Annotated in this window: 22 protein-coding genes; 10 read left to right on the top strand and 12 right to left on the bottom strand. The window is 70.0% G+C overall.

All coding sequences use genetic code 11. The annotated features are described in order from the left end of the window. Nucleotides 1–684, bottom strand: coding sequence for a pentapeptide repeat-containing protein (locus ACFYWJ_RS06425; RefSeq protein ID WP_355275065.1), 684 nt, complete (start codon nt 682–684; stop codon nt 1–3). 160 nt (nt 685–844) lie between these two features. On the opposite strand from ACFYWJ_RS06425, the gene ACFYWJ_RS06420 reads away from it, so the two are divergent. Then, nucleotides 845–1,585, top strand: coding sequence for a glycoside hydrolase family 25 protein (locus ACFYWJ_RS06420; RefSeq protein ID WP_355275066.1), 741 nt, complete (start codon nt 845–847; stop codon nt 1,583–1,585). A 5-nt stretch (nt 1,586–1,590) separates the two neighbouring features. Here ACFYWJ_RS06420 and ACFYWJ_RS06415 read toward each other — a convergent pair whose 3' ends face one another. From ACFYWJ_RS06415 to ACFYWJ_RS06400, 4 genes are all read right to left on the bottom strand, one after another. Further along, on the bottom strand, nt 1,591–2,022 hold the full coding sequence (locus ACFYWJ_RS06415; RefSeq protein WP_355275067.1) for an AbfB domain-containing protein: 432 nt from the start codon (nt 2,020–2,022) through the stop codon (nt 1,591–1,593). A 162-nt stretch (nt 2,023–2,184) separates the two neighbouring features. Next, nucleotides 2,185–4,251 (bottom strand): PhoX family phosphatase, encoded by a 2,067-nt coding sequence (locus ACFYWJ_RS06410; RefSeq protein ID WP_355275069.1) that lies wholly within the window; start codon nt 4,249–4,251, stop codon nt 2,185–2,187. A 133-nt stretch (nt 4,252–4,384) separates the two neighbouring features. Further along, the gene (locus ACFYWJ_RS06405) at nt 4,385–5,185 is read right to left on the bottom strand and encodes a hypothetical protein (protein ID WP_355275071.1); all 801 of its coding nucleotides are present in this window, start codon (nt 5,183–5,185) and stop codon (nt 4,385–4,387) included. 41 nt (nt 5,186–5,226) lie between these two features. Next, nucleotides 5,227–5,736: a lipoprotein LpqH gene (locus tag ACFYWJ_RS06400; protein ID WP_355275073.1), complete on the bottom strand. Its 510-nt coding sequence runs from the start codon at nt 5,734–5,736 to the stop codon at nt 5,227–5,229. A 132-nt stretch (nt 5,737–5,868) separates the two neighbouring features. Between ACFYWJ_RS06400 and ACFYWJ_RS06395 the strand changes: the two genes are divergently transcribed. The 4 genes from ACFYWJ_RS06395 (at nt 5,869) to ACFYWJ_RS06380 (ending at nt 11,312) form a co-directional block, all read left to right on the top strand. Continuing rightward, complete coding sequence (locus ACFYWJ_RS06395; protein ID WP_355275075.1) at nt 5,869–7,221, top strand: hypothetical protein; 1,353 nt, start codon at nt 5,869–5,871, stop codon at nt 7,219–7,221. Next, the gene (locus ACFYWJ_RS06390) at nt 7,221–8,402 is read left to right on the top strand and encodes a hypothetical protein (protein WP_355275077.1); all 1,182 of its coding nucleotides are present in this window, start codon (nt 7,221–7,223) and stop codon (nt 8,400–8,402) included. The genes ACFYWJ_RS06395 and ACFYWJ_RS06390 overlap by 1 nt, the downstream gene beginning before the upstream one ends. A 154-nt stretch (nt 8,403–8,556) precedes the next feature. After that, entirely contained in the window at nt 8,557–10,071 is a 1,515-nt protein-coding gene (locus tag ACFYWJ_RS06385; protein WP_355275079.1) for a tetratricopeptide repeat protein, read from the top strand. Further along, a complete protein-coding gene (locus tag ACFYWJ_RS06380; protein WP_355275080.1) occupies nt 10,068–11,312 on the top strand; it encodes a CHAT domain-containing protein in 1,245 nt (414 codons plus the stop codon). The genes ACFYWJ_RS06385 and ACFYWJ_RS06380 overlap by 4 nt, the downstream gene beginning before the upstream one ends. 4 nt (nt 11,313–11,316) lie before the next feature. Here ACFYWJ_RS06380 and ACFYWJ_RS06375 read toward each other — a convergent pair whose 3' ends face one another. From ACFYWJ_RS06375 to ACFYWJ_RS06355, 5 genes are all read right to left on the bottom strand, one after another. Further along, on the bottom strand, nt 11,317–12,387 hold the full coding sequence (locus tag ACFYWJ_RS06375) for an alpha/beta hydrolase family protein (RefSeq protein WP_355275082.1): 1,071 nt from the start codon (nt 12,385–12,387) through the stop codon (nt 11,317–11,319). Between the two features lie 130 nt (nt 12,388–12,517). Then, nucleotides 12,518–12,814, bottom strand: a complete 297-nt coding sequence (locus tag ACFYWJ_RS06370; RefSeq protein ID WP_355275084.1) for a hypothetical protein — start codon at nt 12,812–12,814, stop codon at nt 12,518–12,520. A 95-nt stretch (nt 12,815–12,909) separates the two neighbouring features. Beyond that, nucleotides 12,910–13,635: an amino acid ABC transporter ATP-binding protein gene (locus ACFYWJ_RS06365; protein ID WP_355275086.1), complete on the bottom strand. Its 726-nt coding sequence runs from the start codon at nt 13,633–13,635 to the stop codon at nt 12,910–12,912. Continuing rightward, a complete protein-coding gene (locus ACFYWJ_RS06360; RefSeq protein WP_355275088.1) occupies nt 13,632–15,422 on the bottom strand; it encodes an ABC transporter substrate-binding protein/permease in 1,791 nt (596 codons plus the stop codon). Before ACFYWJ_RS06360 ends, ACFYWJ_RS06365 begins: the two co-directional genes overlap by 4 nt. 71 nt (nt 15,423–15,493) lie before the next feature. Next, a complete protein-coding gene (locus tag ACFYWJ_RS06355) occupies nt 15,494–16,288 on the bottom strand; it encodes an LLM class F420-dependent oxidoreductase (protein WP_355275090.1) in 795 nt (264 codons plus the stop codon). Nucleotides 16,289–16,521: 233 nt separating this feature from the next. Between ACFYWJ_RS06355 and ACFYWJ_RS06350 the strand changes: the two genes are divergently transcribed. From ACFYWJ_RS06350 to ACFYWJ_RS06340, 3 genes are all read left to right on the top strand, one after another. Continuing rightward, the gene (locus ACFYWJ_RS06350) at nt 16,522–18,138 is read left to right on the top strand and encodes an MFS transporter (RefSeq protein ID WP_355275091.1); all 1,617 of its coding nucleotides are present in this window, start codon (nt 16,522–16,524) and stop codon (nt 18,136–18,138) included. Between the two features lie 78 nt (nt 18,139–18,216). Continuing rightward, nucleotides 18,217–19,299: a sn-glycerol-3-phosphate ABC transporter ATP-binding protein UgpC gene (locus tag ACFYWJ_RS06345; RefSeq protein ID WP_355275093.1), complete on the top strand. Its 1,083-nt coding sequence runs from the start codon at nt 18,217–18,219 to the stop codon at nt 19,297–19,299. A 143-nt stretch (nt 19,300–19,442) separates the two neighbouring features. After that, a complete protein-coding gene (locus tag ACFYWJ_RS06340; protein ID WP_355275095.1) occupies nt 19,443–20,090 on the top strand; it encodes an NAD(P)-binding domain-containing protein in 648 nt (215 codons plus the stop codon). A 27-nt stretch (nt 20,091–20,117) separates the two neighbouring features. Here the strand turns inward: ACFYWJ_RS06340 and ACFYWJ_RS06335 are convergent, their stop codons facing one another. Continuing rightward, nucleotides 20,118–20,654 (bottom strand): helix-turn-helix domain-containing protein, encoded by a 537-nt coding sequence (locus ACFYWJ_RS06335; protein ID WP_355275097.1) that lies wholly within the window; start codon nt 20,652–20,654, stop codon nt 20,118–20,120. Nucleotides 20,655–20,747: 93 nt separating this feature from the next. Between ACFYWJ_RS06335 and ACFYWJ_RS06330 the strand changes: the two genes are divergently transcribed. Next, nucleotides 20,748–21,917: a thiolase family protein gene (locus ACFYWJ_RS06330; protein WP_355275099.1), complete on the top strand. Its 1,170-nt coding sequence runs from the start codon at nt 20,748–20,750 to the stop codon at nt 21,915–21,917. A gap of 41 nt (nt 21,918–21,958) precedes the next feature. On the opposite strand, the gene ACFYWJ_RS06325 is transcribed toward ACFYWJ_RS06330, so the two are convergent. Then, a complete protein-coding gene (locus tag ACFYWJ_RS06325; RefSeq protein ID WP_355275101.1) occupies nt 21,959–22,291 on the bottom strand; it encodes a hypothetical protein in 333 nt (110 codons plus the stop codon). A 102-nt stretch (nt 22,292–22,393) separates the two neighbouring features. Between ACFYWJ_RS06325 and ACFYWJ_RS06320 the strand changes: the two genes are divergently transcribed. Further along, the gene (locus tag ACFYWJ_RS06320) at nt 22,394–23,356 is read left to right on the top strand and encodes an o-succinylbenzoate synthase (protein WP_355275432.1); all 963 of its coding nucleotides are present in this window, start codon (nt 22,394–22,396) and stop codon (nt 23,354–23,356) included. The last annotated feature ends 24 nt before the right edge of the window (nt 23,357–23,380 follow it).

Genomic DNA, 23,380 nt, shown 5'->3' with positions numbered 1-23,380 from the left:
TCAGTACTCCCCGCCGACGGCCTGCGGTTCGACGGTGATGCCGAGCTCGCGGGCCAGGGTCGCGGCCAGTGATTCCAGGTCGCCGCCCTGGATGGTAGCCCCGCGCAGGGCGGTCAGGCCGTAGACGCCGGTCAGGTCGCACTCCTCGAACCGCAGGTGCTGCTGCGGCCTGGCGTCGCTGAACCTGGCGCCGGTGAGATTGCAGCGCTCGAAGCGGACATGACGGAACTCGGTGCGCTGGAAATCGGCCTGGCGCAGGTCGCAGTCGCGGAAGACGACGGTCCGCAACCGGGATTCGGCGAAGGAGGCCATGTCCGCGCGGCTGGAATCGATGAGCACGTCGCGCAGCACACCCGCCGTCCAGGACAGGCCGGTGAGCCTGCCGCCCGCGATCTCGGTCTCGAACATCGAGGAGTCGTCGGCCTGCACATTGGCGAGATCGCAGACGCGCAGGGCGGATTCGCTGATGGTGGCCTGGCGCAGGGTGCTCGGGAAACGGACGCTGTCGAACAGGCAGCCCTCGGCGGTGAAGCCGTAGACGTGGACCTCGGCGAAGTCGGCGCCGCGATACTCCACGGCGGCCGCGGTGCGATCGTCGGCCGGGTCGTCGGCCGGGGTCGCCTGCCGCAACCCGCCCGGGGTCGCCACCGCAGGCTCGAACCGCACCTCACGCTTGCGCGCCATCGCCCATCACTCCCGTCGTCGGATGTCGGCACCAAGATACGGGCACCCACCGACCGGTCCGGGCGGTCCAGGCCGCTGACCGGGTGCTCGGCCAACTATTCGACAACACCTCATCAGTAACACTGGCCCCACCCGCATCAATGACCTACGGTCGAGGGCCATGGACACCAAGCGCTGGAGTTCGACGGTTCGCCGCAGTTGCACCGCGCTCTCGCTGGTCGCGCTGGCCGGGTTCGTGCCCGTGACCGCGCAGGCCGGGCCGAGCGGTCCCGATGTGTCGTCCTGGCAGCATGTGGACGGCCGGATGATCGACTGGCACGCGGTCCGCGCGGCCGGACACCAATTCGCCATGGTCAAGGCCACCGAGGGGCTGCACTACGTCAATCCGTACTTCGTGCCGGACAGCCTGCTCATGCGCACGGCGGGCGTGGCCCGCGGCACCTACCATTTCGCCAGGCCGGAGCTGCCGCCCGAACCGCAGGCCGCGCTGTACGCGGCGACGGTCCTCGGCCAGAACGGCCCGCTCGACCTGCCGCCGGTGCTTGACCTGGAGACCTCGGGCGGCCTGCCGCCGGACGCCCTGATCGACTGGACCCAGCGCTACCTGCACACGGTCCAGGCCCTCACCGGCCGCGCCCCGATCATCTACACGTACCCGAACTTCTGGAAGACGGCGATGGCCGACACCAGCCTGTTCACCCGCTACCCGCTCTGGATCGCCGACTACCGCGGCGAGGCCGAACCCGAAGTCCCCGGCAACTGGCCCACCTGGACCTTCTGGCAGACCACCGACCGCGGCAGCATCCCCGGCATCGGCGGCGCCACCGACCTCAACCTCTACAACACCGCCCAGGGCGACTTCGCCCGCTTCGCCAACATGCCCAGCTTCGGCAGCAGCTGACCCGATCAGACGTCGACTCGTTTGAAGGTGGCGTCGGCGGCGAGCTTGGGCGCCTTGTCGTCGACGAAGACGTGGAAGTTGCGGTGCCGGATGAAGCGGCCGGGGAAGTTGACCGATTCGTAGGAGCGCCAACCCTGTTCCGGGTCACCGGAGAGTCCGTTGCGCCTGCGGAACGAGGAGTCGTTGCGGAACAGCTGGGACCCGTCGTCCGCGGTGAGCACGATACGGAAGTCGCTGTGGCGCAGGAACTTGTCGGGAAAGTTCTTGGACCGGAAGCGGACGATCGAGAATCCGTCCCCATCCTTGCGCAGGAACTCCTCCTCCCAGGCGAAGTCGTCGGCGAAGCCGGGCGAGTTCAGCTCCATCAGCTCGCCTTCGAAGTTCTGATGACGGACGAAGAATTTCGGAAAGTTGAACGACTGCAGCCGAATCGCCATGGCCGAATCCTTTCGATGGAAGTGCGACGAATGCGGGATTCAGTGTCGGCGGCGGGTGCGGTCGGGGCGCGAGTAGGCGGCTACTCGAAACCAGCGCCCGGAGATGACAAAACCGCTACTCGCCCAGTCGAGTAGCGGTTTCGTCAGCGGGACGGGATTCGGCTAGACGCCGATGCGGCCGCCGTTCTTCTTCCACACGACCGCGACGGCCGGGCGGGGCTGGGCCGCGCCGCCGTCGGGCCAGTGCGACTGCGGGTTGTCGGGGGTGGCGTCGTCGGCCTCGCCCGGGTGCTGAACCGAGACGATGACGCGCTGCTCGGTGACGATCGGCCCGCAGGTCTCGGCGCCCTTGGGGACGGTGAGGAACTGCTTGGTCTCACCGCGGTTGGGGCCGTCGAGGATCACCGAGAACAGGCCGTCGTTGGTCTTGAGGGCATTGCCGTCGGTGGAGATCCACAGGTTGCCGTAGGGATCGAAGGCCAGGTTGTCCGGGCAGGAGATCGGGCTGACCTTGGTCTTGTCGAAGCCGGCGAAGTAGGTGTCGGCGGCGGCCGGGTCACCACAGACCAGCAGCAGCGACCAGGTGAAGTCGGTGCCGGTGTGGTTGTCGGTGAGCTCGAGGACCTGGCCGTTCTTGTTCAGCTTGCGCGGGTTGGCCTCGTCGACGCCGGCCACCTTCTCGTCCTTGGCGCGGTTGTCGTTGTTGGTCAGCGCCACGTAGACCTTGCCGGTGAACGGGTTGGCCTCGAAGTCCTCGGGGCGGTCCATCTTGGTGGCGCCGACCTTGTCGGCGGCCAGGCGGGTGAACACCGCGACCTCGGCGGCGGACATGCCCTCGACGTGCGACTTGCCCTTGCCGTCGGCGCCGGTCTCCAGCAGCGGAATCCACTGGCCCTTGCCGGTGAAGCCCTTGTCGGAGGGGACGGTGCCGCTGCCGTCGATCTTGTCTGGGTGGTCGCCGGTGAGCTTGGCGACGTAGAGGGTGCCCGCGTCGAGGATGGTCAGGTTGTGCCGCATGGCCGAGGCGCCGGTGCCGGACTGGATCTTGCGCGAGGACACGAACTTGTACATGTAGTCGAACTTCTCGTCGTCGCCGGTGTAGGAGACGACGTCACCTTTGTCGGTGACGTAGATCGACGCGCCCTCGTGCTTGAGCCGCCCCATCGCCGAGTGCTTGATCGGCGTCGAGGACGCGTCCCACGGGTTCACCTCGACGACGTAGCCGAAACGGTTGGCCTCGTTGGGTTCCTGACTCAGGTCGAACCGCTTGTCGGTGCGCTCCCACTGGTTGGGGGTGCCGCCCTTGGGGAAGCCGTAGCGCTTGACCCGGCCCTGCGGATCGGAAGCCTTGTCGCCGTTGGCGAAGTAGCCGTTGAAGTTCTCCTCGCCGGACAGCACGGTGCCCCACGGGGTCACGCCGCCCGCGCAGTTGGCGAAGGTGCCGAGCACCTTCGTGCCCGCCGGGTCGGCGCCGGTGACGGTGAACGCGCTGCCCGCGGCGGGGCCGGTCAGCGTGAACTCGGAGTCGGCGGTGATGCGGCGGTTGTACTTGCCGAAGACCGGGGTCAGCTTGCCGGTGCCGGGCTCGCCCTTGACCTCGACGACGGCCATGCCGTGCGCGGCCTTGGTGATCGCGATCTGCTCGTCGGTCGGGTTGGCCTTGTCGTAGCCGCGGAACATCATCGGGCCGGTGGTGTACTCGTGGTTGACCACGAGCAGGTAGCTGTTGGCCTGGCCCTCGATCGGCAGCAGCGCGGCGAAGTCGTTGTTGTAGCCGAACTGCTTGGCCTGCGCGGCCGCGGTCTGCTTGTCGAAGTCGAACGCGGGGGCGTCGGCGAAGATCGGGTCGCCCCAGCGGAGCACCACCTGCTGCTCGTAGCCGTCCGGGATGACCAGCGCGTCTTCCTTGTTCGGCGCGACGGCGGTGAACGCCGTTCCGGTGCCGGGGGTTCCGGCCGGGGTGGGCGCCGGGGTGACGGCGGCCTCGGAGGCGTCGTCGCCACAGGCGGCGAGCGCGCCCGCCGCACCGATGGCGAGCACGGCGGCGGCGCCGCCCTTGATCAGGCCGCGACGGTTCAGGCCACTGACGATGTCACCGAAGTAGGCGCCCTCGGACGTGTTCGGCGGCTCGTGGAAGCAAGCGTTGCCACACTTGTATTCACAGGTCAGGGCGGCGCGTGCCGACTGGCCGTCGTGCTTGACGAACAGGGCGAGCGGTTTCGGACTCACGGTGACTCCTGAGTAGGTCGGACTTCGCCGCACGGTAGGCAGTCCAGGCGAGCCAGCGGGAACGCGAAGATGAACACACGACCAAAACTCGGCGAGTGCTGTCCTCGCCGAGTTCGGGTGGGTTCGATTGTCATCAGGCGTTGACCGGCAGGGAGATCACCACCTCCTGCTCGTTGCCGGGCAGGTAGTGCACCTGCAGGATCCGGCCGACCTGCACGTGGCCGATGGCCGTCGGCGGCAGGAACTTCTCGGCGCTGGTCTGGAAGGTGCTGCCGTCCGGGCGGGTGACCACCAGGCCCAGGATGATCTCGGTGTAGCCGCCCCGGATCCGGCCGGGGACGTCGAGGCTGCGGACCACCGCCTGGGCGGCCAGGCCGCGCTCGGCGATGTCGAGCTTGCCGCGGGTGGTGATGCCCTTGCGGATGAGCGATTCGTTCATCGCCCGCTGCGCGGCGCCCGCGTCGCCGGAGCGGTCCACCTCGACCTTGTCGGTGCGGCCCGGCAGATACCGGACCGGCAGCACCACGCCGGGCTGCAGCAGCGCCAGCTCGGTGAGCGGCACGATCATCTTGGCGTGCGAGTCGAAGACCTTCCCGTCGGCGCCTTCCACGCGGAATTCGATTCGCACCTGCGGCTGATCGTTGACCGAGACCCCGGTCTGGCGGAACGCGGTGATGGTGCCGATGCCCACCTCGCCGTGCCGGAACTCGCCGCTGTTGCGGCCGGTGAAGGCCTCCATGATGCCGTCGCCGGTGAAGGCGAAGACCATCGGCACGATGGTCAGGGCGATGATCGGCAGCGCCATCTGCGGGCCGACCCAGCCGAGCATGCCGCCGGTGAACTCGTCGGGGGTGTAGGTGAGGCCGTAGTAGAGGTAGTAGCCGACGGACAGGACACCGAAGGCGACCGCGGCCGCGCGGAGCTTGGATTTCATGATTCCTCCTCGTGAAGTGATGCGACCGGGTCGCGAACGGATCAGGCGATGGTGGTGCAGGCGAAGGTGATGTCGAACTTCGCGGTGGTCGGGCCGGCCAGCGGGTTGGTCATGTCGGCGCTGACACCCTCGCCGGTGATGCGGAAGGTGTTGCCGTCCTTGGCGAGCTTGGCCGAGCCGCCGGGCTGGCCGTTGCCGTAGCCGACCGCGTAGGGCAGGCCGTTCGAGCCGCCCTGGGTGCCGCCGATGGCCACCGCCTGGACCGCGTCGCCCTCGACCGTGGCGCTGACCGACAGGTTGCCGTAGGTGGCATTGGCCAGGTCGGTCAGCGACAGCGCCAGGACGCCGCCCTGCTTGGCGCAGATGGTGTCGAACTTGGCGGCGAATTCCTTGCCGTCGACGCTGGCGGAGGACTTGCCCGCGGCCGGGGCCGGGGCGGCCGAGCCGGTGCTCGACGGGGTGGAGCTGGTGCCGGAGTCGCTGCAGCCGGTGACGAACAGCGCGGTGGCGGCGGCGGAAGCGGCGAGGGCGGCGATCAGCTTGGTGTTCATGGTGTTTCCGTTCTCTCGGTCGAGCGGGCCGGTTGTCGTTGACCCGTTGAGAGAAAGGTAGAAATCCTCGCCGACCTACCGATCCCAACTTTTCCGGGCGCCACCCGCCGGAAATGTCGTTAACCTGGTCGAATGCGAAGACCCCGCGCCCTGGTGCTCGACGAGGTGTGGCGCGGGCTCGATGGTGTCGACGCCCTGAGCGGGCCCCAGGGCGGCCCGCTGCGCCGCACCGTGAAGCTGATCCTCGATCCGCTGGTCATCCGGCCGGTGCAGCATCCGCTGTGCGCCGGGACCGTGCTCTCCGCCGACGGCGCCACCCTGCTGACCTCACTGGTGCTGGCCCGATCCGACGTGCTGCGGGCCTGCGCGGACTGGTTCACCGTGCTCAAGCAGGTGCGCCGAGCGCTGCGGATCACCGAGGGCAACGCCCAGGACCTGTACTTCCAGCGCTGCTTCGAACTCGCGACCGTGCACGGCGCGCCCGGCCCGGACGCGCGGGCGCGGGCCGAGGCGATGCTGCGCGAGGTGCACGAGAGCACCGGCGGGCGCACCACGGCGGCCTTGAAAGACCATGTGACCGACCCGAATCGGCTGGTGGAGCTCACCGCGCTGGTCGAGGTCGCCTGGAACCGGCGGCCGCTGTCGGATTTCGGGGTGCGCGATCTGGCACCGGCGCTGACCGAACTGCTCGAGGCGAGCACCCTGGCCCGCGACGGTGATCCCGCCGACGCGGGCCCGTTGCTCGACGAGCTGATCGAGGACCAGGCGGGCACCCATCGCGGCATCGCGCTGTGGCGGGCGCATCCGGCGCACGGCGCCGACGACCTCGGACTGACCGTGCACACCTGTCCCCAACGTCCCGACCTTGGCGCGTCGGCGTCGACCGCGAATCTCGGACTGCCGTTCGACCGGACGATCTACGAGCGGGTCTTCACGGTGCTCCAGGGCAGTGTCGACCGCACCGATCTGCCGGACATCCCGGAACTGGTCACCACGGAGATCTCGCGCGGCTGCTCCCCCTGGGCACTGCTGGACGAATCGCTGCGACTCGCGGCGGCGGTGGGTTGCGAACTGGCGCTCGGCCTCTCGCCGATCGGCACCGCCGACGGGGCGAACCCGAACCTCGCGGCGGCCACGGACCAAGGCGATCCCGCGACTTCGCGCGCGCACGACATCGTGAACAAGCGCTGGCGGCGGGAAGCGTATGTGCTGCAAGCGCGTCGGTACGCCGTGCACGGACCCGGCGCGACCGGCCCGCTGGCCACCGTGGCCGCCGAGCTGCGCACCCCGTGGCGACCGTATCTGCGCAGGTTGTGGGTCCGCCTGCACGGCCGCGATGTGCGGGAGATGCCGGTCTACGAACCCGGTGAGCTGTGGGATCTGCTCGACGGCGTCGCCCGGTCGGTGATCCTCGACCATCGCGCCCGGGTGAAACAGGCGCTGACCATCCTGGGTCAGCCCGTGGCGGAAGCGAGGGCGAGCTGATGACCGCGATCCGCGTCGCGCGCGCGGCGGAGCTCGTGACGCTGCTGCCGCCGGGCGCTCCGACGGTGCTCGATGCCGCGCCCGGGCTGGATGTCCTCGTGCTCGAGGTGGCGGGCGGCCACCTGACCTGGAGCCTGCTCGCCGGGCCCGACCTGCCCGCCGCCGTGCTGGACGATCCGGACGCCGCCCAGGACTGGCTGTGGGCGGTCTACGGCGAGGAGGTCGCGCTCGCCGTCGCCGACGCTCACGAACGCCGCGCCGTCGTCGACCCGGCGCTCGCCACGAGCGTGCCCACGGCCGCGTCCCTCCGGCCGGACCTCGCCGCCGCGCTGCGGCGACTCGCTTACGCGCACTGGGCCTCTCGATGGTGGCCCGCGTCGACCGTCGACGGCATCCCCGCGCTCGACCCGACGCTGCTGGCCGCCGATATCGACGAGCTCACCGAGGTGTGCGATATGGCCCTCGACATCGAGCCGCCGACGCCACTCGACCGCCCGGCCGGATTCGGAGTGCCCGACCGTACGTCAGCAGCGGATTCAGGGGCACGACGCGGCGACGATCCGGGCAGATCAGCGCACCCGACCGGGCCCGAGCCGTTCGATCCGCAGTCCGGCCACTCGGCATCACTCGGGTCCGAGCAGGCAGCCGCCGGGCCGCGACCGGAGGCCGCCCGCGCGGACGACTACGCGCTCGCCGCCGGCGGCCCAGGCAGCACCGGCGGCCTCGTGTTCGCGCGCGGCAGTGGTGAATGCGACTGGCGCCGGTGCCCGCCCGGCATCGTCGACGCGGGCGGTGGCGCGGTGTCGTGGCAGGCCGTGCGGGCAGCGGGAGCATCGACGGTGCAGGTCAGCGTGGTCGCGGCGCCCGGTGGCCCGCGCGAGGTGCCCGCGCATCTGCGCCCGCATGCCCGCGTCACGGCCGGAGCCGAGGTCGCCGAGGTGGCGTTGCGACGCCAGGGTGACGCCTGGGTCGGCACAGTCCGGGTCGGCGAGTTCCTCGGCAAGGAACTGGCCGTCGACGTCTTCGTGCCCGGTGTCGGACCGGCGGGCCCGCGGCCGGACGAGACATCCGCGCGCGGATTGATCCGGGAATTCGCCCGGCAGCGGCTCACCGGATCGATGCCCGGTGAACTGCTACTCGGTGCCGAAGCCGTTGCCGCCGCAGATGATTCGGACTTCTGATGCTCGCGCCGAGCACCGCAGAACATCCGTCGGCGCACTCGGCCCGGCCCTGCCTGCCGCGCCTTCGTCGGTCGGCGGAGAGCAGGCCGTCCCCCGATTTCGAGCGGCCGACAGCCGAACTCGACGACCGTCCCCGACCGAGGCGAGGGAGCAGATGGCAGCCGTAGGGAAGACCTCCGACAAGGACGACGCCCAGCTCACCGAGGGATACGCGGCGTATCAGCGCGGCGATCTGGTCGGCGCGCTGGCGATCTTCGAGCGGATCGCCGATGGCGCGGCGCCCCGGCTGCGCAGTGCGGCGCTGATCAATGCCGCGAGCATGGCCGACGAGATCGGCGAGCATCGGCGCTCGGTCGAGCTGTTCCGGACCGCGCTGGCCGTCATGCCGGAGGACGCGGCGCACCAGCGACCCGCCGCCCTGGTCAACCTCTCGCAGGCGCTCCAGCACCTCGGTGAACTCGACGCCGCGCAGCAGGCGCTGGAAGAAGCGCGCGAACTGCTCACCGGCACCACCGACCAGGGCATGGTCCGGGTGGCCTGCCTGCTCTCGCTGACCGCGGTGGCGCTGCATCGCCAGCAGTGGGCGCACGCCGCCGAGCTGGCCAACGAATCACTGGGCGTCACCGAGCGTTTCGCGCCCGAACTGGCGGGTCATCCGCTGATGAACCTGGCCGCGAGCTCGTTCGAGACCGGCAGGCACGAGATGGCCTTCGACTTCGCCCGCCAGGCGATGACCGCCTTCGCCGCCACCGGCGATCGGGCGGCGGTCGCGGAGGCGTCGCAGAACCTGGCGATCATGCTGGTCCGGGCGGGCCGCTACGACGAGGCCGAGGAGCCGCTGCGGTCCAGCCAGGCGTTCTTCGAAGGCGCCGAGCTGGGGCACTGGTCCGGAATCGGCTACAAGACACTGGGTTTCCTCGCCGAGGGCCGCGGTGACTACGACGCCGCGCGGGCCGGCTACCTGCGCGCGCTGGAGCGGTTCGACAGCACCGGCGCGGTCATCGACGCCGCCGACGTCCGCTTGCGGCTGGCCACCACCTTGTTCGCCCTCGGCGACCCGGCGGGCTGCGAGGAACTGCTCGCCGCGGCCTTCGCCGAGTACTCGGCGCACGCCCTCGGCCTGCACTGCGCCCAGCTCGACTACTGGCACGCGGAACTGCTGCACACCGCGATAGAGCAGGCCGCGCAACCGGATCCGGCCCTGGTCGCGCAGGGCGTCGGGCTCGCGGTGCCCGCCGCGCTGGCGATCGACGCGGTGCGCCACACCCTGCCCAACGGCAACCAGCGGGAGCACTGGCATCGCGCGGTCGCCGAACCGGCCATGCGGCTCGCGTTCCGGTTCGCGGTGTTGTCCGGGGACGGACAGCTGGTCAGCGATCTGATCGATACCCAGTGCGCGGGAACCGGTCTCGACCCGGCGGCGTTCGACGACGCACTCACGCCGACGCTCGGTTTCGAGCTGCTCGACGCACCCGACGAGGAGACCGTCGCCGCCCCCGCACTCCAGCTGGGCACCGCGCTCGCCGAGGTCGCCGCGGCCGCGGGCATTCCCGTCGCGCCCCCGCCGAGACTGTCCGACCACGGTCGAATCGTGCTGTCGGACTTCATCTCCTATGCCGAGCGACGTTACGCGCGACCGGTACGCGACGACCGGGTGATCGCGCTATGAGCGCCCCCACCGCCCTGATCAGAATGGCCGACGCGGGCGATGTCTACGTGTCGTGGCGCTGGCTCGACGACACCGCCGCACGCGGCGTCGGGATCCTGCCCAGAGATCAGGTCCGCGAGGTGCTGGAACTGCTGGCCGACGCGGTCCCCGATCCCGGGCGGCCCGACGAGCTGCGACGGGTGATAACCGAGGGCGCGCTGGCGGACCCCGCCGCGGAAAAGGAACTGGCCCAAGCTCTTTCCCGGGCCCTGCTGCCGTATGGGCTCGCCGTGCAGCTCTACGAGCTGTCCCAGCGCGGCATCCGGCCGCACCTGCGGATCCAGCCGTCCCCGCGCCTCGCGCAGGTGCCGTGGGAGATCATCGCGCCCGATCCCGAGCTCCGGCTGCTCGATATCGCCGATGTCAGTCTGCTCGCACCCGCCTCGGTTGTGCACGCGCCGGAGCGGGTCGTGCACCACTGGGCCGACACCGCCGAGCTACCGGTCGTCGCGGTGCTCGATCCACGGATACCCGGCTACCGGGCCGACTCCGAACTGGGCTCCGTCCTCGGCAGGCCGAGCGCGGAAACCCTGGTCGCCCGGCATTTCGGCCGCTACGACGGCAGGCTCCTGCCACACGCGGGCGATCCGGTCGACCTGTTCCGCCGCACCGACACCGACCGCGAATGGCTGTCCACGGTGCTGCGGGCGGGCGCGAGCCGACTCGTCTACGTCGGCCACGTCACCGCGCCGCCGCCGGAATCCGGGGAGAGCGAGCACGCCGAACTCCACCTGAGCTGCACCGCCGCGGCCCGCGGCCTGGCGACCCCGACCCGCACCCATCGTCCGCTGTCGGCCAAGGACCTGCTGCTCGGCACGCACACCATCGACCCCGTGCCGACGGCCGGCCGCGAACTGTGGCCGATGCCGAGCCGGGTCGCCCTCATCGCCTGCGAAAGCGGTGGTGACCTGCGCTTCACCGAGGCGCTCGGGCTCACCACCGCCGCGCTGTCGGCCGGGGCGGAACTGGTCACCGCGACCCGCTGGCCGCTCCCCACCGACCACGCCTTCCACACCCTCACCAGCGCGACGGGCCATCCTCTACAGGCCGCCATCTGCGCCGTTGACACGGCCCACGATTCGTCCACACCCATCCCCACGCTGCTGACCTGGCAGCGCGCACAGCTGGCCGCGTGGCGCGCCGACCCGGCCCCCGAGAATGCCCCGCTGCTGTGGGCGGCCTTCGCCACCGTGACGGACTGAGCGCCTACTCGGGCAGGCCGAGCCCCGCGGCGAGCACCGGCCACGACCGGTGGAACGCGTCGCGCCAGTAGCCCCACGAGTGGGTACCGGTGGCCTGGCGGTCGAAGGTGGCCGGAATGCCCAGCTCGCCGAGCTTGGCCTCGAGGTTGCGGGTGCACCAGTTGACCGCGGCCTCGATGACCCCGCCGACGATGAGCTGGTTCGCCAGGCCGACCGGCGTCGGATTCATCATGTACGGGTCGTCGATACTGTCGTGCGGGCCGGGCAGACCGGACGAGTCGGAGACGAACAGCCTTGTCCCGCGCAGCTTCTCGGCGTGCAGGACCGGATCGTTGGCGGCCCAGGCCGGGTCGTCGTCGGCGCCGTACATATTGCGCACGTCACCACCGCCGTAGGTCTCCACCACCAGCTTGGTGAACTGCTGACCGATCGGATCGGCGATCTGCGCGCACCCGCTGTACCCGGCGACGGACTGGTAGAAGCCCGGCCTGGCCTCCGCGAGCTGGAGCACGGCGGTGGCGGTCATAGAGTTGGCGGCGATGGCGTTGACACCGTTGGTCCCCAGGGCCTGGTCGACCAGCGGCGGCAGCTCGTCGAGCAGGAAGGTGCGCCACTTGTTGCGGCCCAGCGTCGGATCGTCGCGCTGCCAGTCGGTGTAGTACGCCCAGGCGCCACCGATCGGCATCACCACATTGACGTCCTTGGTGGCGAGGAAATCGCCGACGTCGGTGTTCTGCCACCAGGTCGCCCGGTCCTCGCCGCCGCCCGCCCCGTTGAGCAGGTAGAGCACCGGTCGCGGCTGCGAGGCGTCCTTCGGGCGCTGCACCTTGATCGTGATCGCCTTGTTCATCGCGGCCGAGAAGACCAGCATGCTCAGATCGCGCTCGCCGATCCGGCTGGAGACGATGTGCGAGCCGTCGGCGGTGGTCGGCGTCGCGAGCAGCTTCTTCGACTCGACGATCGGGTCGCCGCCGCCCTCGGCCAGGCCGGTGCCGACGCCGAGGACGGCGGCGCAGACCGCCAGCACGCTCGCGGCGGTCCCCAAAGCCAGTGCGCGCCTGATTGTTCTGACCATCCGCCGAGCTCTCCCCAGAAAAACATGAATCGGCAGACATTCAGCTGACCGCCAGGACACCGAACAGTATCCGGCGGAGGATCGGCCGTCGAGCCGACAGTATTACGGGCGCGCGAGCGCGCTCAGCGGATCAGTGGTCGTCGTAGTGACCGTTGTGCGCCGCGTGCCGGTGGCCGTCGTGGATGTAGTCGACATGGTCACCGTGCGGCACCGCGACATGCCCGCAGCCGGGGCCGTGCACGTGGTCGTGGGCGGAGTGCTCGACGTGTGCGGCGGTCTCGCACTCGTCGAAGTGGCCGTCGTGTTCGCGATGCAGGTGGCCGTCGTGGACGTAGTCGACGTGGTCACCGTGCGGGACCGCGACGTGCCCGCAGGTGGGGCCGTGGACGTGGGTGTGTTCTGGATGCTCGACATGTGCCGTTGTCATCGGTGCTCTCCCTGTACTCGTACCGGTCGATTCACACTGGAACACCTCTGACATTAACAGTTGCGCATTTGTTGCTGTAATCGCGTTCGAGCTGGTCAGAGGACCTGATCGAGGAAGCGGCGCAGACGCGGGGTCTCCGCGTTGTCGAAGACGGCATCGGGGGTGCCGGTCTCCACGACGACGCCCCGATCCATGAACACGACGCTGTCGGAGACGCTGCGGGCGAAGCCCATCTCGTGCGTCACCACGATCATCGACATGCCGCCCGCGGCGAGGTCGGCCATCAGCGCGAGCACCCCCTTCACCAGCTCCGGGTCCAGCGCCGAGGTGGCCTCGTCGAAGAACATGAGCTCCGGCTTCATCGCCAGCGCGCGGGCGATGGCGACGCGCTGCTGCTGACCGCCCGACAGCGACGCGGGCCGGGCGTCGGCCTTGTCCGCCAGCCCGACGATCTCGAGCTGTTCCAGCGCCAGCGCCCGCGCCTGCTCGGCGGACAGCCCGCGCAGCTTGCGCGGGCCGAGCGCGATGTTGTCGGCCACCGTCTTGTGCGGGAACAGGTTGAAGTGCTGGAACACCATGCCGATGCGCTGGCGCAGCTTGTCGGGATCGTCGCGCAGCACCGACTTGCCGTCGAGCAGCACGTCGCCGGAATCGGGTTCGTGCAGGCGGTTGAGCACCCGCAGCAGGGTCGACTTGCCCGAGCCGGACGGGCCGATGACGGTCGTCGCGTGGCCAGCCTCGACGTGGATGTCGACCCCGCGCAGGATGTGGTTGTTGCCCAGCGTCAGGTTGAGGCCGGTACCGGTCAGGGAGGCACTCATGCTCCGCGTCCTTCCGTGATGACGGCCTGCTCGATCGGGTCGGCGGGCGTCGGTCTGCCGGTGCGCATCCGCCCGTCGATGTAGTTCACCAGGTGGGTGAGCGGGATGGTCAGCACGAGATACATCAGACCGGCCGCGACCAGCGGGGACAGGTTGCCGGTCTGGGCGTTGAGGTCGCGGCCGACGGCGAACAGCTCACGCTGGGAGGCGAGCAACCCGAGGAAGTAGATCAGCGACGAATCCTTGATCAGCGCGATGAACTGGTTCATCAGCGCGGGCAGCACCCGCCGCACGCCCTGCGGGATCACCACCAGCGTCATCGCCTGCCGGTAGCCGAAGCCGATGGCACGGGCGGCCTCTAGCTGTCCCGGCTCCACCGATTGGATGCCGGAGCGGAAGATCTCGCCGATATAGGCGGCCGCGAGCAGCGCCAGCGCGATCGCGCCGAGCCAGTACGGGTTGCCGCCGGTGATGCCGCGGACGACGGGGCCGACGCCGAGGCCGATCAGCAGGATGATCACGACGGCGGGCAGGCCGCGGAAGATGTCGGTGTAGACGCGGGCGGGCCAGCGCAACCAGCGGGTGCGCGAGATGCCCATCACCGCCAGGATCATGCCGAGCACCGTGCCGAGCACGCCCGAGACCAGCGCCAGGATCAGCGTGTTCGGCAGACCGGTCTTGATCAGGTCGGGAAAGGCCTTGCGGTACAGGGACCAGTCGAAGAACGTGTCCTTCAGCTGCTCGAGGGTCGACTTCTGCTGCACCTGCTCGGTCTGCCCCGGTTCCCGCTCCGCGGCGATGGCCGCGAAGTCCGGAAGTTGCGGGGCCGGCGCGGCTTTGGAGCCGGGCTTCCAGCCGGGCGGCAGTTCGCGCGGCACCCAGTCCTCGTAGAGGCGGGCGTAGGTGCCGTCGGCGATCACCGCGTCGAGCCCGGAGTTCAGCGCGTCGATGAGCGGCTGGTTGGTCTTGGCGACGGCGTAGCCGACGAAGTTGTCCAGGCTGAAGGTGTTCTCCGAGACCACGATTCCGTCGCCGGGCTTGATCGCGCCCTCGGCCTGCGCCGACGGGGCGACCCAGGCGTCGACCTGGCCGGACTTCAGATTCGCGTACGCGGTGTTGTAGTCGGGGAACTTCACCGGGTCCAGCTTCAGCTGGTTCACCACGAATTCGTCCTGCACGGTGCCCTGCACGACCGCGATCCTGGTGCCGCTGTTCAGGTCGCCGAACCCTTTGATCGCGCTGCCCTGTGGCACGACCAGCGAGAAGTAGCCGAAGTCGTAGCCGTTGGTGAAGCCGACCAGCTCGCGCCTGGCGTCGGTGGTGGTGATGTTGGACGAGCCGACATCGAAGCGCTTGCCCGAGACCTGCGCGAGCAGACCGGCGAACTCGGTGCCGGCGAACTCCACCCGCAGCCCGAGCTTCGCGCCGATCGCCTTCAGCAGTTCGTTGTCGAATCCGGTGAAGGTGCCCTGGCTGTTCACGCAGATGCTCGGCGGTGCGTCCGACAGGGTGCCGACGCTGAGCGTCCCGGGATTCAGCAGGCCGAGCTTGCCGGTGTCGATCGACTCGACCGGCGCGGTGGTCGCGGTGGTGTAGCGATCGGTGCCCGCCGTCGCCGAGGAGGCGAGGTTGGTCGGCGCGGCCGTGGCCGCGCTCGCGCCGGGCGGGGAACACAGATCACGCGTCGCCGTGTCACCGCCGTCGCCGCAGCCGGTCGCGGCCACGCCGACGAGCAGTAACAACGCGGCTATCCGCGCCCGGGTTCGCACAGCACGCACACCTGCCATGGCGATAGACCCTAGCCGCAACCTTGCACGGCGAGGGTTACGCGCACCCCGCGTCGGGACGGATCAGCAGGTCAGGCGAGGCCTTCCAGGAGTTCGGGGTTCACATCGTCGCGCCATTCGATGGCCTTGCGCACGGTGCTCAGGTCGTAGTCGGGGCCGGAGACTCCGACGGTGAACAGCGTGACACCGGCGGCGTGCAACGCGTCAGCTTGCTCGCGGCCCTGCCACTGCACCGACCGCTCGATCCGGACGGCGTCGGCGCCGATGTCGGCCGCGTGCTCGGCGAGGACCTTGTTCTTGTGCGCCAGCGTCGCCACGTCGACGAAGGAGTGCCAGATGTCGGCGTACTCGGCGACCAGCCGCAGCGTCTTGCGCTCGCCGCCACCGCCGATCAGGATCGGGATGTCGCGGACCGGTGCCGGATTCAGCTTCTTCAGCCTGGCGTCGATGCGGGCGAGGCTGTCCTTCAACAGGTTCAGCCGGGTGCCCGGGGTCCCGAAGTCGTAGCCGTACTCGTCGTAGTCGCGCTGGAACCAGCCGGCGCCGATCCCGAGGATCAGCCTGCCGCCGCTGATCTGGTCGACCGTGCGGGCCATGTCCGCGAGCAGATCGGGATTGCGGTACCCGCCACCGGTGACCAGCGCGCCGAGTTCGACCCGCTCGGTCTGCTCGGCCCACGCGCCGAGCATGGTCCAGCATTCGAAGTGCGCGCCGGCGGGATCACCGGTCAGCGGGAAGAAATGGTCCCAGTTGAAGACGATGTCCACGCCCGCGTCCTCCGCGCGCAGCACCGCGTCGCGGATGAGCGCGTACTCGGGCGCATGCTGCGGCTGAAGCTGGACTCCGATACGGACCGGACGACTCATACCGTGCTCCTCGGCACTCGGGTGGGCTCCGTGCCCGAGGCTACCCGCCCGCGGGCCCGGGCTCAGAACATGCGCCGGTGCGCACCCACCGCATCGATCAGGCAACCAACCGGCGTGCACGACGATCGACGGAAAGCGCCGGGTCACAACCTTGTCGCGCGCGCCTCCCGCCGATTCAGTTACCTTGCGGCACTATCCGAATGGCGGACATCCTCGAACGGCGGGAGTGGTCTATGTCGGAGCACGAGACGGAGCAACGGCCCCAACTGGGCCGCGAACGCTGGGCCGCCCTCGGGGTACTCGCGCTCGGGTTGTCCATGGTGGTGCTCGACGGCACCATCGTCTCCGTCTCGCTGCCGGTGATCATCGCCGACCTCGACCTGAATTTCACCCAGGCCCAGTGGATCACCAGTATCTACGCGGTCGTCCTGGCCGCGCTGCTGATCACCGGCGGTCGTCTCGGTGACCGCCTCGGTCGCCGCAACATGTTCGCCATCGGCGTCGTGATCTTCGTGGCGGGCAGTGTCCTCGCGGCGGCGGCCGACTCGATCTGGCCGCTCATCCTCGGCCGGGTGGTGCAGGGCATCGGCGCGGCGGGCATCATGCCGGGCACCCTCGCCACGATGAACGCGATCTTCCGTGGGCGGGACCGCGTCGTCGCGTTCGCGGTCTGGGGTTCGGTGATCTCCGGGGTCGCCGCCATCGGCCCGCTGCTCGGCGGCTGGATCACGACCTACTACACCTGGCCGTGGATCTTCCTCGTCAACGTGCCGTTGGGCGCGTTGGTGCTGATCGGCCTGTTCCTCTTCGTTCCGGAGACCAGGATGGGCGCGGCCGCCCCCGGTCTGGACGTCGACGGATTCCTGCTCAGTGCGGCGGGTTTCGCGCTGCTGGTGTTCGCGCTGATCGAGGGCCAGACCTACGGCTGGTGGACGCCGCTGCGCGACTTCCCGATCCTGGGCTGGACCTGGCCCGCGAGCGCCCCGATCTCCCCGATCCCGGTGCTGCTCGCGCTCGGGGTGCTCGCGCTGGTCCTGTTCGTCCGGTGGGAGCAGCACCGCCAACGGGTCGGCCGGTCGGCGCTGCTCGATCCGGCGCTGTTCACCATCAAGAGTTTTCGCTGGGGCAACATCACCGCCTTCGCCGTGGCGCTCGGCGAATTCGGCCTGCTGTTCGTGCTGCCCCTGTTCATGGTCAATGTCCTCGGCCTGTCCACCCTCGGGGCAGGGTATGTCCTGGCCGCGATGGCGGTCGGCGCGTTCCTGGCGGCGGGCATCGCCGAGGGCCTGGTGCACAAGTACGGGCCGGTCCGGGTGGTCCAGCTCGGGCTGATGCTCGAAACCGTGGCCATCGCGCTGACCGCGCTGTTCGTCACCCCGCACATCTCGGGCTGGTGGCTCGCGGCGCTCCTGGTCGGCTACGGCATCGGCCTCGGGATGGCCTCCGCCCAGCTCACGGGCACCGTCCTGGCGGACGTCCCGCCGCAGAACTCGGGCCAGGGTTCGGCCACCCAGAGCACCGTGCGTCAGGTCGGCTCGGCCTTCGGCACCGCGGTCGTCGGCGCGCTGCTGTCGGTATCGCTCGGCCGCGAGCTGCCCGCGCAGTTGGCCGAGGTGCCCGGCCTCCCGGCGGAGCAGGCCGACTCCCTCGCCACCGCGACCCGCGAATCCGCCGGTGGCGCCATTGCCGGCGTCCGCGAGCACGGGCACACCGACGCGATCGTCGACGCCCTGTGCCGCGCCTTCACCGATGCCACCCGGACCACCCTGCTCGCCGCCGCGCTGTTCCTCCTCGTCGGCCTCGCCGCCGCGTTCCGGATTCCGCGCGGCACACGCGTCACCGGCGACTGATCCGGCCGCTACGATCCCTGCGACCCTGTACTCGGATCGTCCGGCACGTTCCTGCCGGGATGGGATGTTGAACCACGCATGGCTACTGTCACCTTCGACCGCGCCACCAGGCTCTACGCCGGTGCGACCACGCCGGCCGTCGACGCACTCGACCTGGAGATCGCCGACGGCGAATTCCTGGTCCTCGTCGGCCCGTCCGGCTGCGGCAAGTCCACCTCGCTGCGGATGCTGGCCGGCCTCGAGGAGGTCAACGGCGGCCGCATCCTGATCGGCGACAACGACGTCACCAACGCCGAACCCAAGGATCGCGACATCGCGATGGTGTTCCAGAACTACGCGCTCTACCCGCACATGTCGGTCGCGGAGAACATGGGCTTCGCGCTGAAGCTGGCCAAGGTGTCCAAGGCCGAGCGCGACGAGCGGGTGCTGGCGGCGGCCAAGCTGCTCGACCTCGAGCAGTACCTGGACCGCAAGCCCAAGGCGCTGTCCGGTGGTCAGCGTCAGCGGGTGGCGATGGGCCGCGCGATCGTGCGCCAGCCGCAGGTCTTCCTGATGGACGAGCCGCTGTCGAACCTCGACGCCAAGCTGCGCGTGCAGACCCGCACCCAGATCGCCCAGTTGCAGCGCAGGCTGGGCACCACCACCGTGTACGTCACCCACGACCAGGTCGAGGCGATGACGATGGGCGACCGCGTCGCCGTGCTCAAGGACGGCCTGCTGCAGCAGTGCGCGTCGCCGCGCGACCTGTACCGCGATCCGGCGAACATGTTCGTCGCCGGGTTCATGGGCTCGCCCGCGATGAACCTGTTCACGCTGCCCGTCGCCGACGGCGCGGTCACCATCGGCGGCTACCCGGTGCGGGTGCCGCGCGCGGTGGCCGACGCGGGTGAGGGCGAGGTCGTGCTCGGCATCCGGCCCGAGCACCTCGAGGTGGGCAACGGCGGGCTGCGGATGGAGGTCGACGTGGTCGAGGAGCTCGGCTCCGACGCCTACGTCTACGGTCGCGCGGTCTCCGACGGGGCGAGCGGGCAGACCGGGGAAACCATTGTCGCGCGGGTGGATTGGCGCAAGCCGCCGGCCAAGGGCGAGCTGCTCCAGCTGGTCGCCGATCCCGAGCACGTGTACTTCTTCAGCGCGACGGACGGTCGTCGCCTGCGCTGAGCGGGACCGGGCGGGCGGCTGCCGCCGCTCGCCCGCCACACCCGATTCAGCTCTGCGCGTAGTCGCTCGGCGGGTGCCCTCACCTGGACCTATGCTGTTCGGGCCCGGTGCTCGCCGGGCTACTCGACAGACGAGGTAGCGGAATGCGCGTAGCAGTACTCGGGACAGGGCAGGTCGGCCGTCGGCTGGCGAGCAAGCTGGTCGAGGTCGGGCACACGGTGACGATGGGATCGCGCACGGCCGACAATGCCGACGCCACCGCCTGGGCGGCCGAAACCGGCGGCGCCCACGGCACTTTCGCCGACGCGGCGGCCGATGCCGAACTGATCGTCAACGCCACCTCCGGCACCGTCTCACTGGCCGCGCTCACCGCGGCGGGGGCGGACAACCTGCGCGGCAAGGTCGTCGTCGACGTGTCCAACCCGCTCGACTTCTCCCAGGGCTTCCCGCCGAAACTCGTTGTGCCCGAAGAGGGCAGCGTCGCGGAGTCCCTCCAGGCCGCGTTCCCCGACGCGTTCGTCGTGAAGACGCTCAACACCACCAACAACCAGGTGATGGTCGACCCGGGCCGGATCCCCGGCAAGCACAGCATCTTCCTCAGCGGTGACGACGCCGCCGCCAAGAAGACGGTCACCGAGCTGCTGCTCGCGTTCGGCTGGGCACCGGATCAGCTCATCGACCTGGGCCCACTGCACACCGCACGCAGCACCGAGCCCATGGTGCTGCTCTGGGTGAGTCTGTTCCAGGCCCTCGGCACCGAGGACGTGAACATCGGCATCTTCACCGCCTGACCGAACGGCGCCGGTCACCGACCGCCATCAGGGCGTGGCGTCCCTGTGCTTCGCGCGCTCGGCGTCGCGGTAGCGGAGGTAGTCGGGGTTGACGCGGACGGCCAGTTGTTCGAGGGGGACCTCGGTGCCGTCCGCGCTGCGGAGTTCGGCGCGGACGGGTTCCCCCGTGGTGACGTCGACGCGATGCAGGGGTGCCGGGCCCGGTTGGAGGTAGGTGTCGCCCCACTGCCACAGGGCGACGACCGCCGGGAGCAGGTCGCGACCCATGGGGGTGAGCACGTACTCGTTCCGGGTGCGCTTGCCTTCTTCCTGGTAGGGGCGCTTTTCCAGGAGCCCGGCCGCGGTGAGTTTGCGGAGCTGGCTCGCGGCGGCGGCGTCGGTGATGCCGACGCGGCGGGCGAAGCCGTCGAAGCGGGTGGTGCCGTAGTAGGCCTCGCGCAGGATGAGTACCGCCGAGCGGGTGCCGATCAGGTCCATGGCCCGCGCGATCGAACAGCCCTCGGTACCCCACTTGCTCAGATCGGCCAGTGGCCCTTCCATCACGGCTGCCATGACCGACATCATACCCAACTCTGACTTGAGGAGATGATAGTTAGGGCCTACGCTGGCTATTGTTGGATAGAGCCAGCGTTGGCTCACCGTCGAAAGAGGACTCCCATGCGAGACGCGGTCATCGTCGAAGCGGTACGCACCCCCATCGGGCGGGGCAAGCCGAACGGCGCACTCCACGACGTTCATCCCGTCGATCTGCTCGCGCACAGCCTGCGCGCGGTGGTCGACCGCAGCGGCATCGATCCGGCTCTGATCGACGACGTCATCGGTGGCATCGTCACCCAGGTCGGGGAACAGGGTTCGAACATGACCCGGCGGGCCGCCCTCGCCGCCGGCTATCCCGAGTCGGTGGCGGCCACCACCGTCGACCGGCAGTGCGGCAGCAGTCAGCAGGCCATCCACTTCGCCGCCCAGGGCGTGATCGCGGGCGCGTACGACATCGTCGTGGCGGCAGGCGTGGAGTCCATGGGCCGGGTTCCCATGGGCGCCAACCTGATCGGGGCCACCGACCTGTCCGGCGTCGCGTTCGCCGAGCGCTACCCGGACGGGCTGGTGCCCCAGGGGATCAGCGCCGAGCTCATCGCCGCGAAGTGGGGGCTGACCCGCACCCAGCTCGACGAGTTCGCGCTCGGCAGCCACGAGAAGGCCGCCCGCGCGACCAAGGACGGACTCTTCGCCGCCGAGCTGGCGCCGCTGCACGGGCTCGACACCGACGAGGGCATCCGGGTGGGCTCCACCCTGGAGACCCTGGGCAAGCTGAAGCCCGCCTACTACGACCCGGCCATGGCGGCGCGCTTCCCGCAGATCGGCTGGGAGATCACGGCGGCCTCGGCCAGCCAGGTCAGCGACGGCAGCGCCGCGGTGCTGATCATGTCCGGCGAACGCGCCGCCGAGCTGGGCCTGCGCCCACTGGCCCGGCTGCACAGCTTCGCCGTCGCCGGCGACGATCCGCTGCTCATGCTCACCGCCGTCATCCCCGCCACCGAGAAGGTGCTGCGCCGGTCCGGCCTGACCCTCGATGACATCGACCTGGTCGAGATCAACGAGGCCTTCTCCCCGGTTGTCCTGGCCTGGGCCCAGGAAACCGGCGCCGACCTGAGCAAGGTGAACGTCAACGGCGGCGCCATCGCCCTCGGTCACCCCCTCGGCGCCTCCGGCGCCCGCCTCACCACCACCCTCGTCCACGCCCTGCACCAGCGCGGCGCCCGCTACGGCCTCCAGACGATGTGCGAAGCAGGCGGCCTCGCCAACGCCACCATCATCGAACGCCTCTGAACCCCCGCCCGTGTCGGCGCCCGACGCCGACACGGACACGTTCAGGCCCAGCTGGCGACCTCACCACCGATGCAGAACGTGATGAGCATGAAGAGGGCACCGGCGAGGGGGACGTAGCCGACGCGATGGCCCTTGGCGATCCCGATCGCGATCCAGATCAGGGAACCGGCGACCGATAAGCCGGCACCGGCCCATGCGATGTAGACGCCGGGGGTCACCCAGCGGGTGTAGCAGCCGCCGTAGTACCCGCAGGTGTGGTTCGAGACCTCGAAGTAGGCGGCCAGCATCGCCACCACTCCCGCGCAGGGGACGAGTGCCACGAGCAGTGTCAGGGCGATGATCTGGTCGATTACGCGGCGGGCGGGAGCGGTCATGACTCCAGGATCGTGCGAAGCGACGCGTGGCGACGCCGTGGAACTACTCAGAGTGTGGGAGCGGGACTACCCGGGTTCTACGATCGGGGCGTGGGCGCCGAGATGTTCGTTTATGCGATTCCGCTGCGTACGCGGTTTCGGGGGATCACTGTGCGGGAGGGGATGTTGGTTCGGGGGGAGTTGGGGTGGGGGGAGTTCTGTCCGTTTCCGGAGTATGGGGATCGGGAGGCGGTGGGGTGGTTGGGGACCGCGGTCGAGCAGGCGATGGTGGGGTGGCCCGCGCCGGTGCGGGAGCGGGTGCCGGTGAATTGCACGGTGCCTGCCGTCGATGGGGAACGGGCCGGGCGGATCGTGCGGGAGTCGGGGTGTGCGACAGCGAAAGTGAAGGTCGCTGATCATCCCGGGTCGTTGGCGGAGGATATGGCGCGGGTCGCCGCCGTGCGGGAGGCGATCGGGGCGGACGGTGCGATTCGGGTGGACGCCAACGCGGTGTGGGATGTGGACACGGCGGTGCGGCATATCGGTGAGATCGACCGGGCCGCTGGTGGATTGGAGTATGTCGAGCAGCCGTGCCGGACGGTCGAGGAATTGGCCGAGGTGCGGCGGCGGGTGGGGGTGCCGATCGCGGCGGACGAGTCGATCCGGCGGGCCGAGGATCCGCTGCGCGTCGCGGTGGCCGGGGCCGCCGATGTCGCCGTGCTGAAGTGCACTCCGCTGGGCGGCGTTCGGCGGGCGCTGGCCGTCGCCGACGCGGCGGGCCTGCCGACGGTGGTGTCGTCGGCGCTGGAGACGAGCGTCGGGCTGGCCGCCCAGATCGCCCTGGCAGGTGCCCTGCCGCAGCTCGAGTTCGCCTGCGGGTTGGGGACCCTCGCCCTGTTCGAGGGCGACCTCGTTGCCGAATCGCTCCGGCCGGTGAACGGCTGGCTGACCGTCCCGACCACCGCGCCGGAACCCGACCCGGCCCTGCTCGACAAGTACCGGCACCCCGATCCGGACCGCACGGCCTGGTGGCTGGACCGGTACGCACGCGTCAGCGCACTGCTCGACGCGCCCGAAGCCGAGTAGTCGACTACCCGCGACCCACCCGCC

The sequence above is a fragment of the Nocardia sp. NPDC003269 genome (genome assembly GCF_042888005.1).
Lineage (GTDB): Bacteria > Actinomycetota > Actinomycetes > Mycobacteriales > Mycobacteriaceae > Nocardia.
Note: the sequence above shows the minus strand (reverse complement) of the source record. Positions and strands in the feature narration are given on the sequence as shown.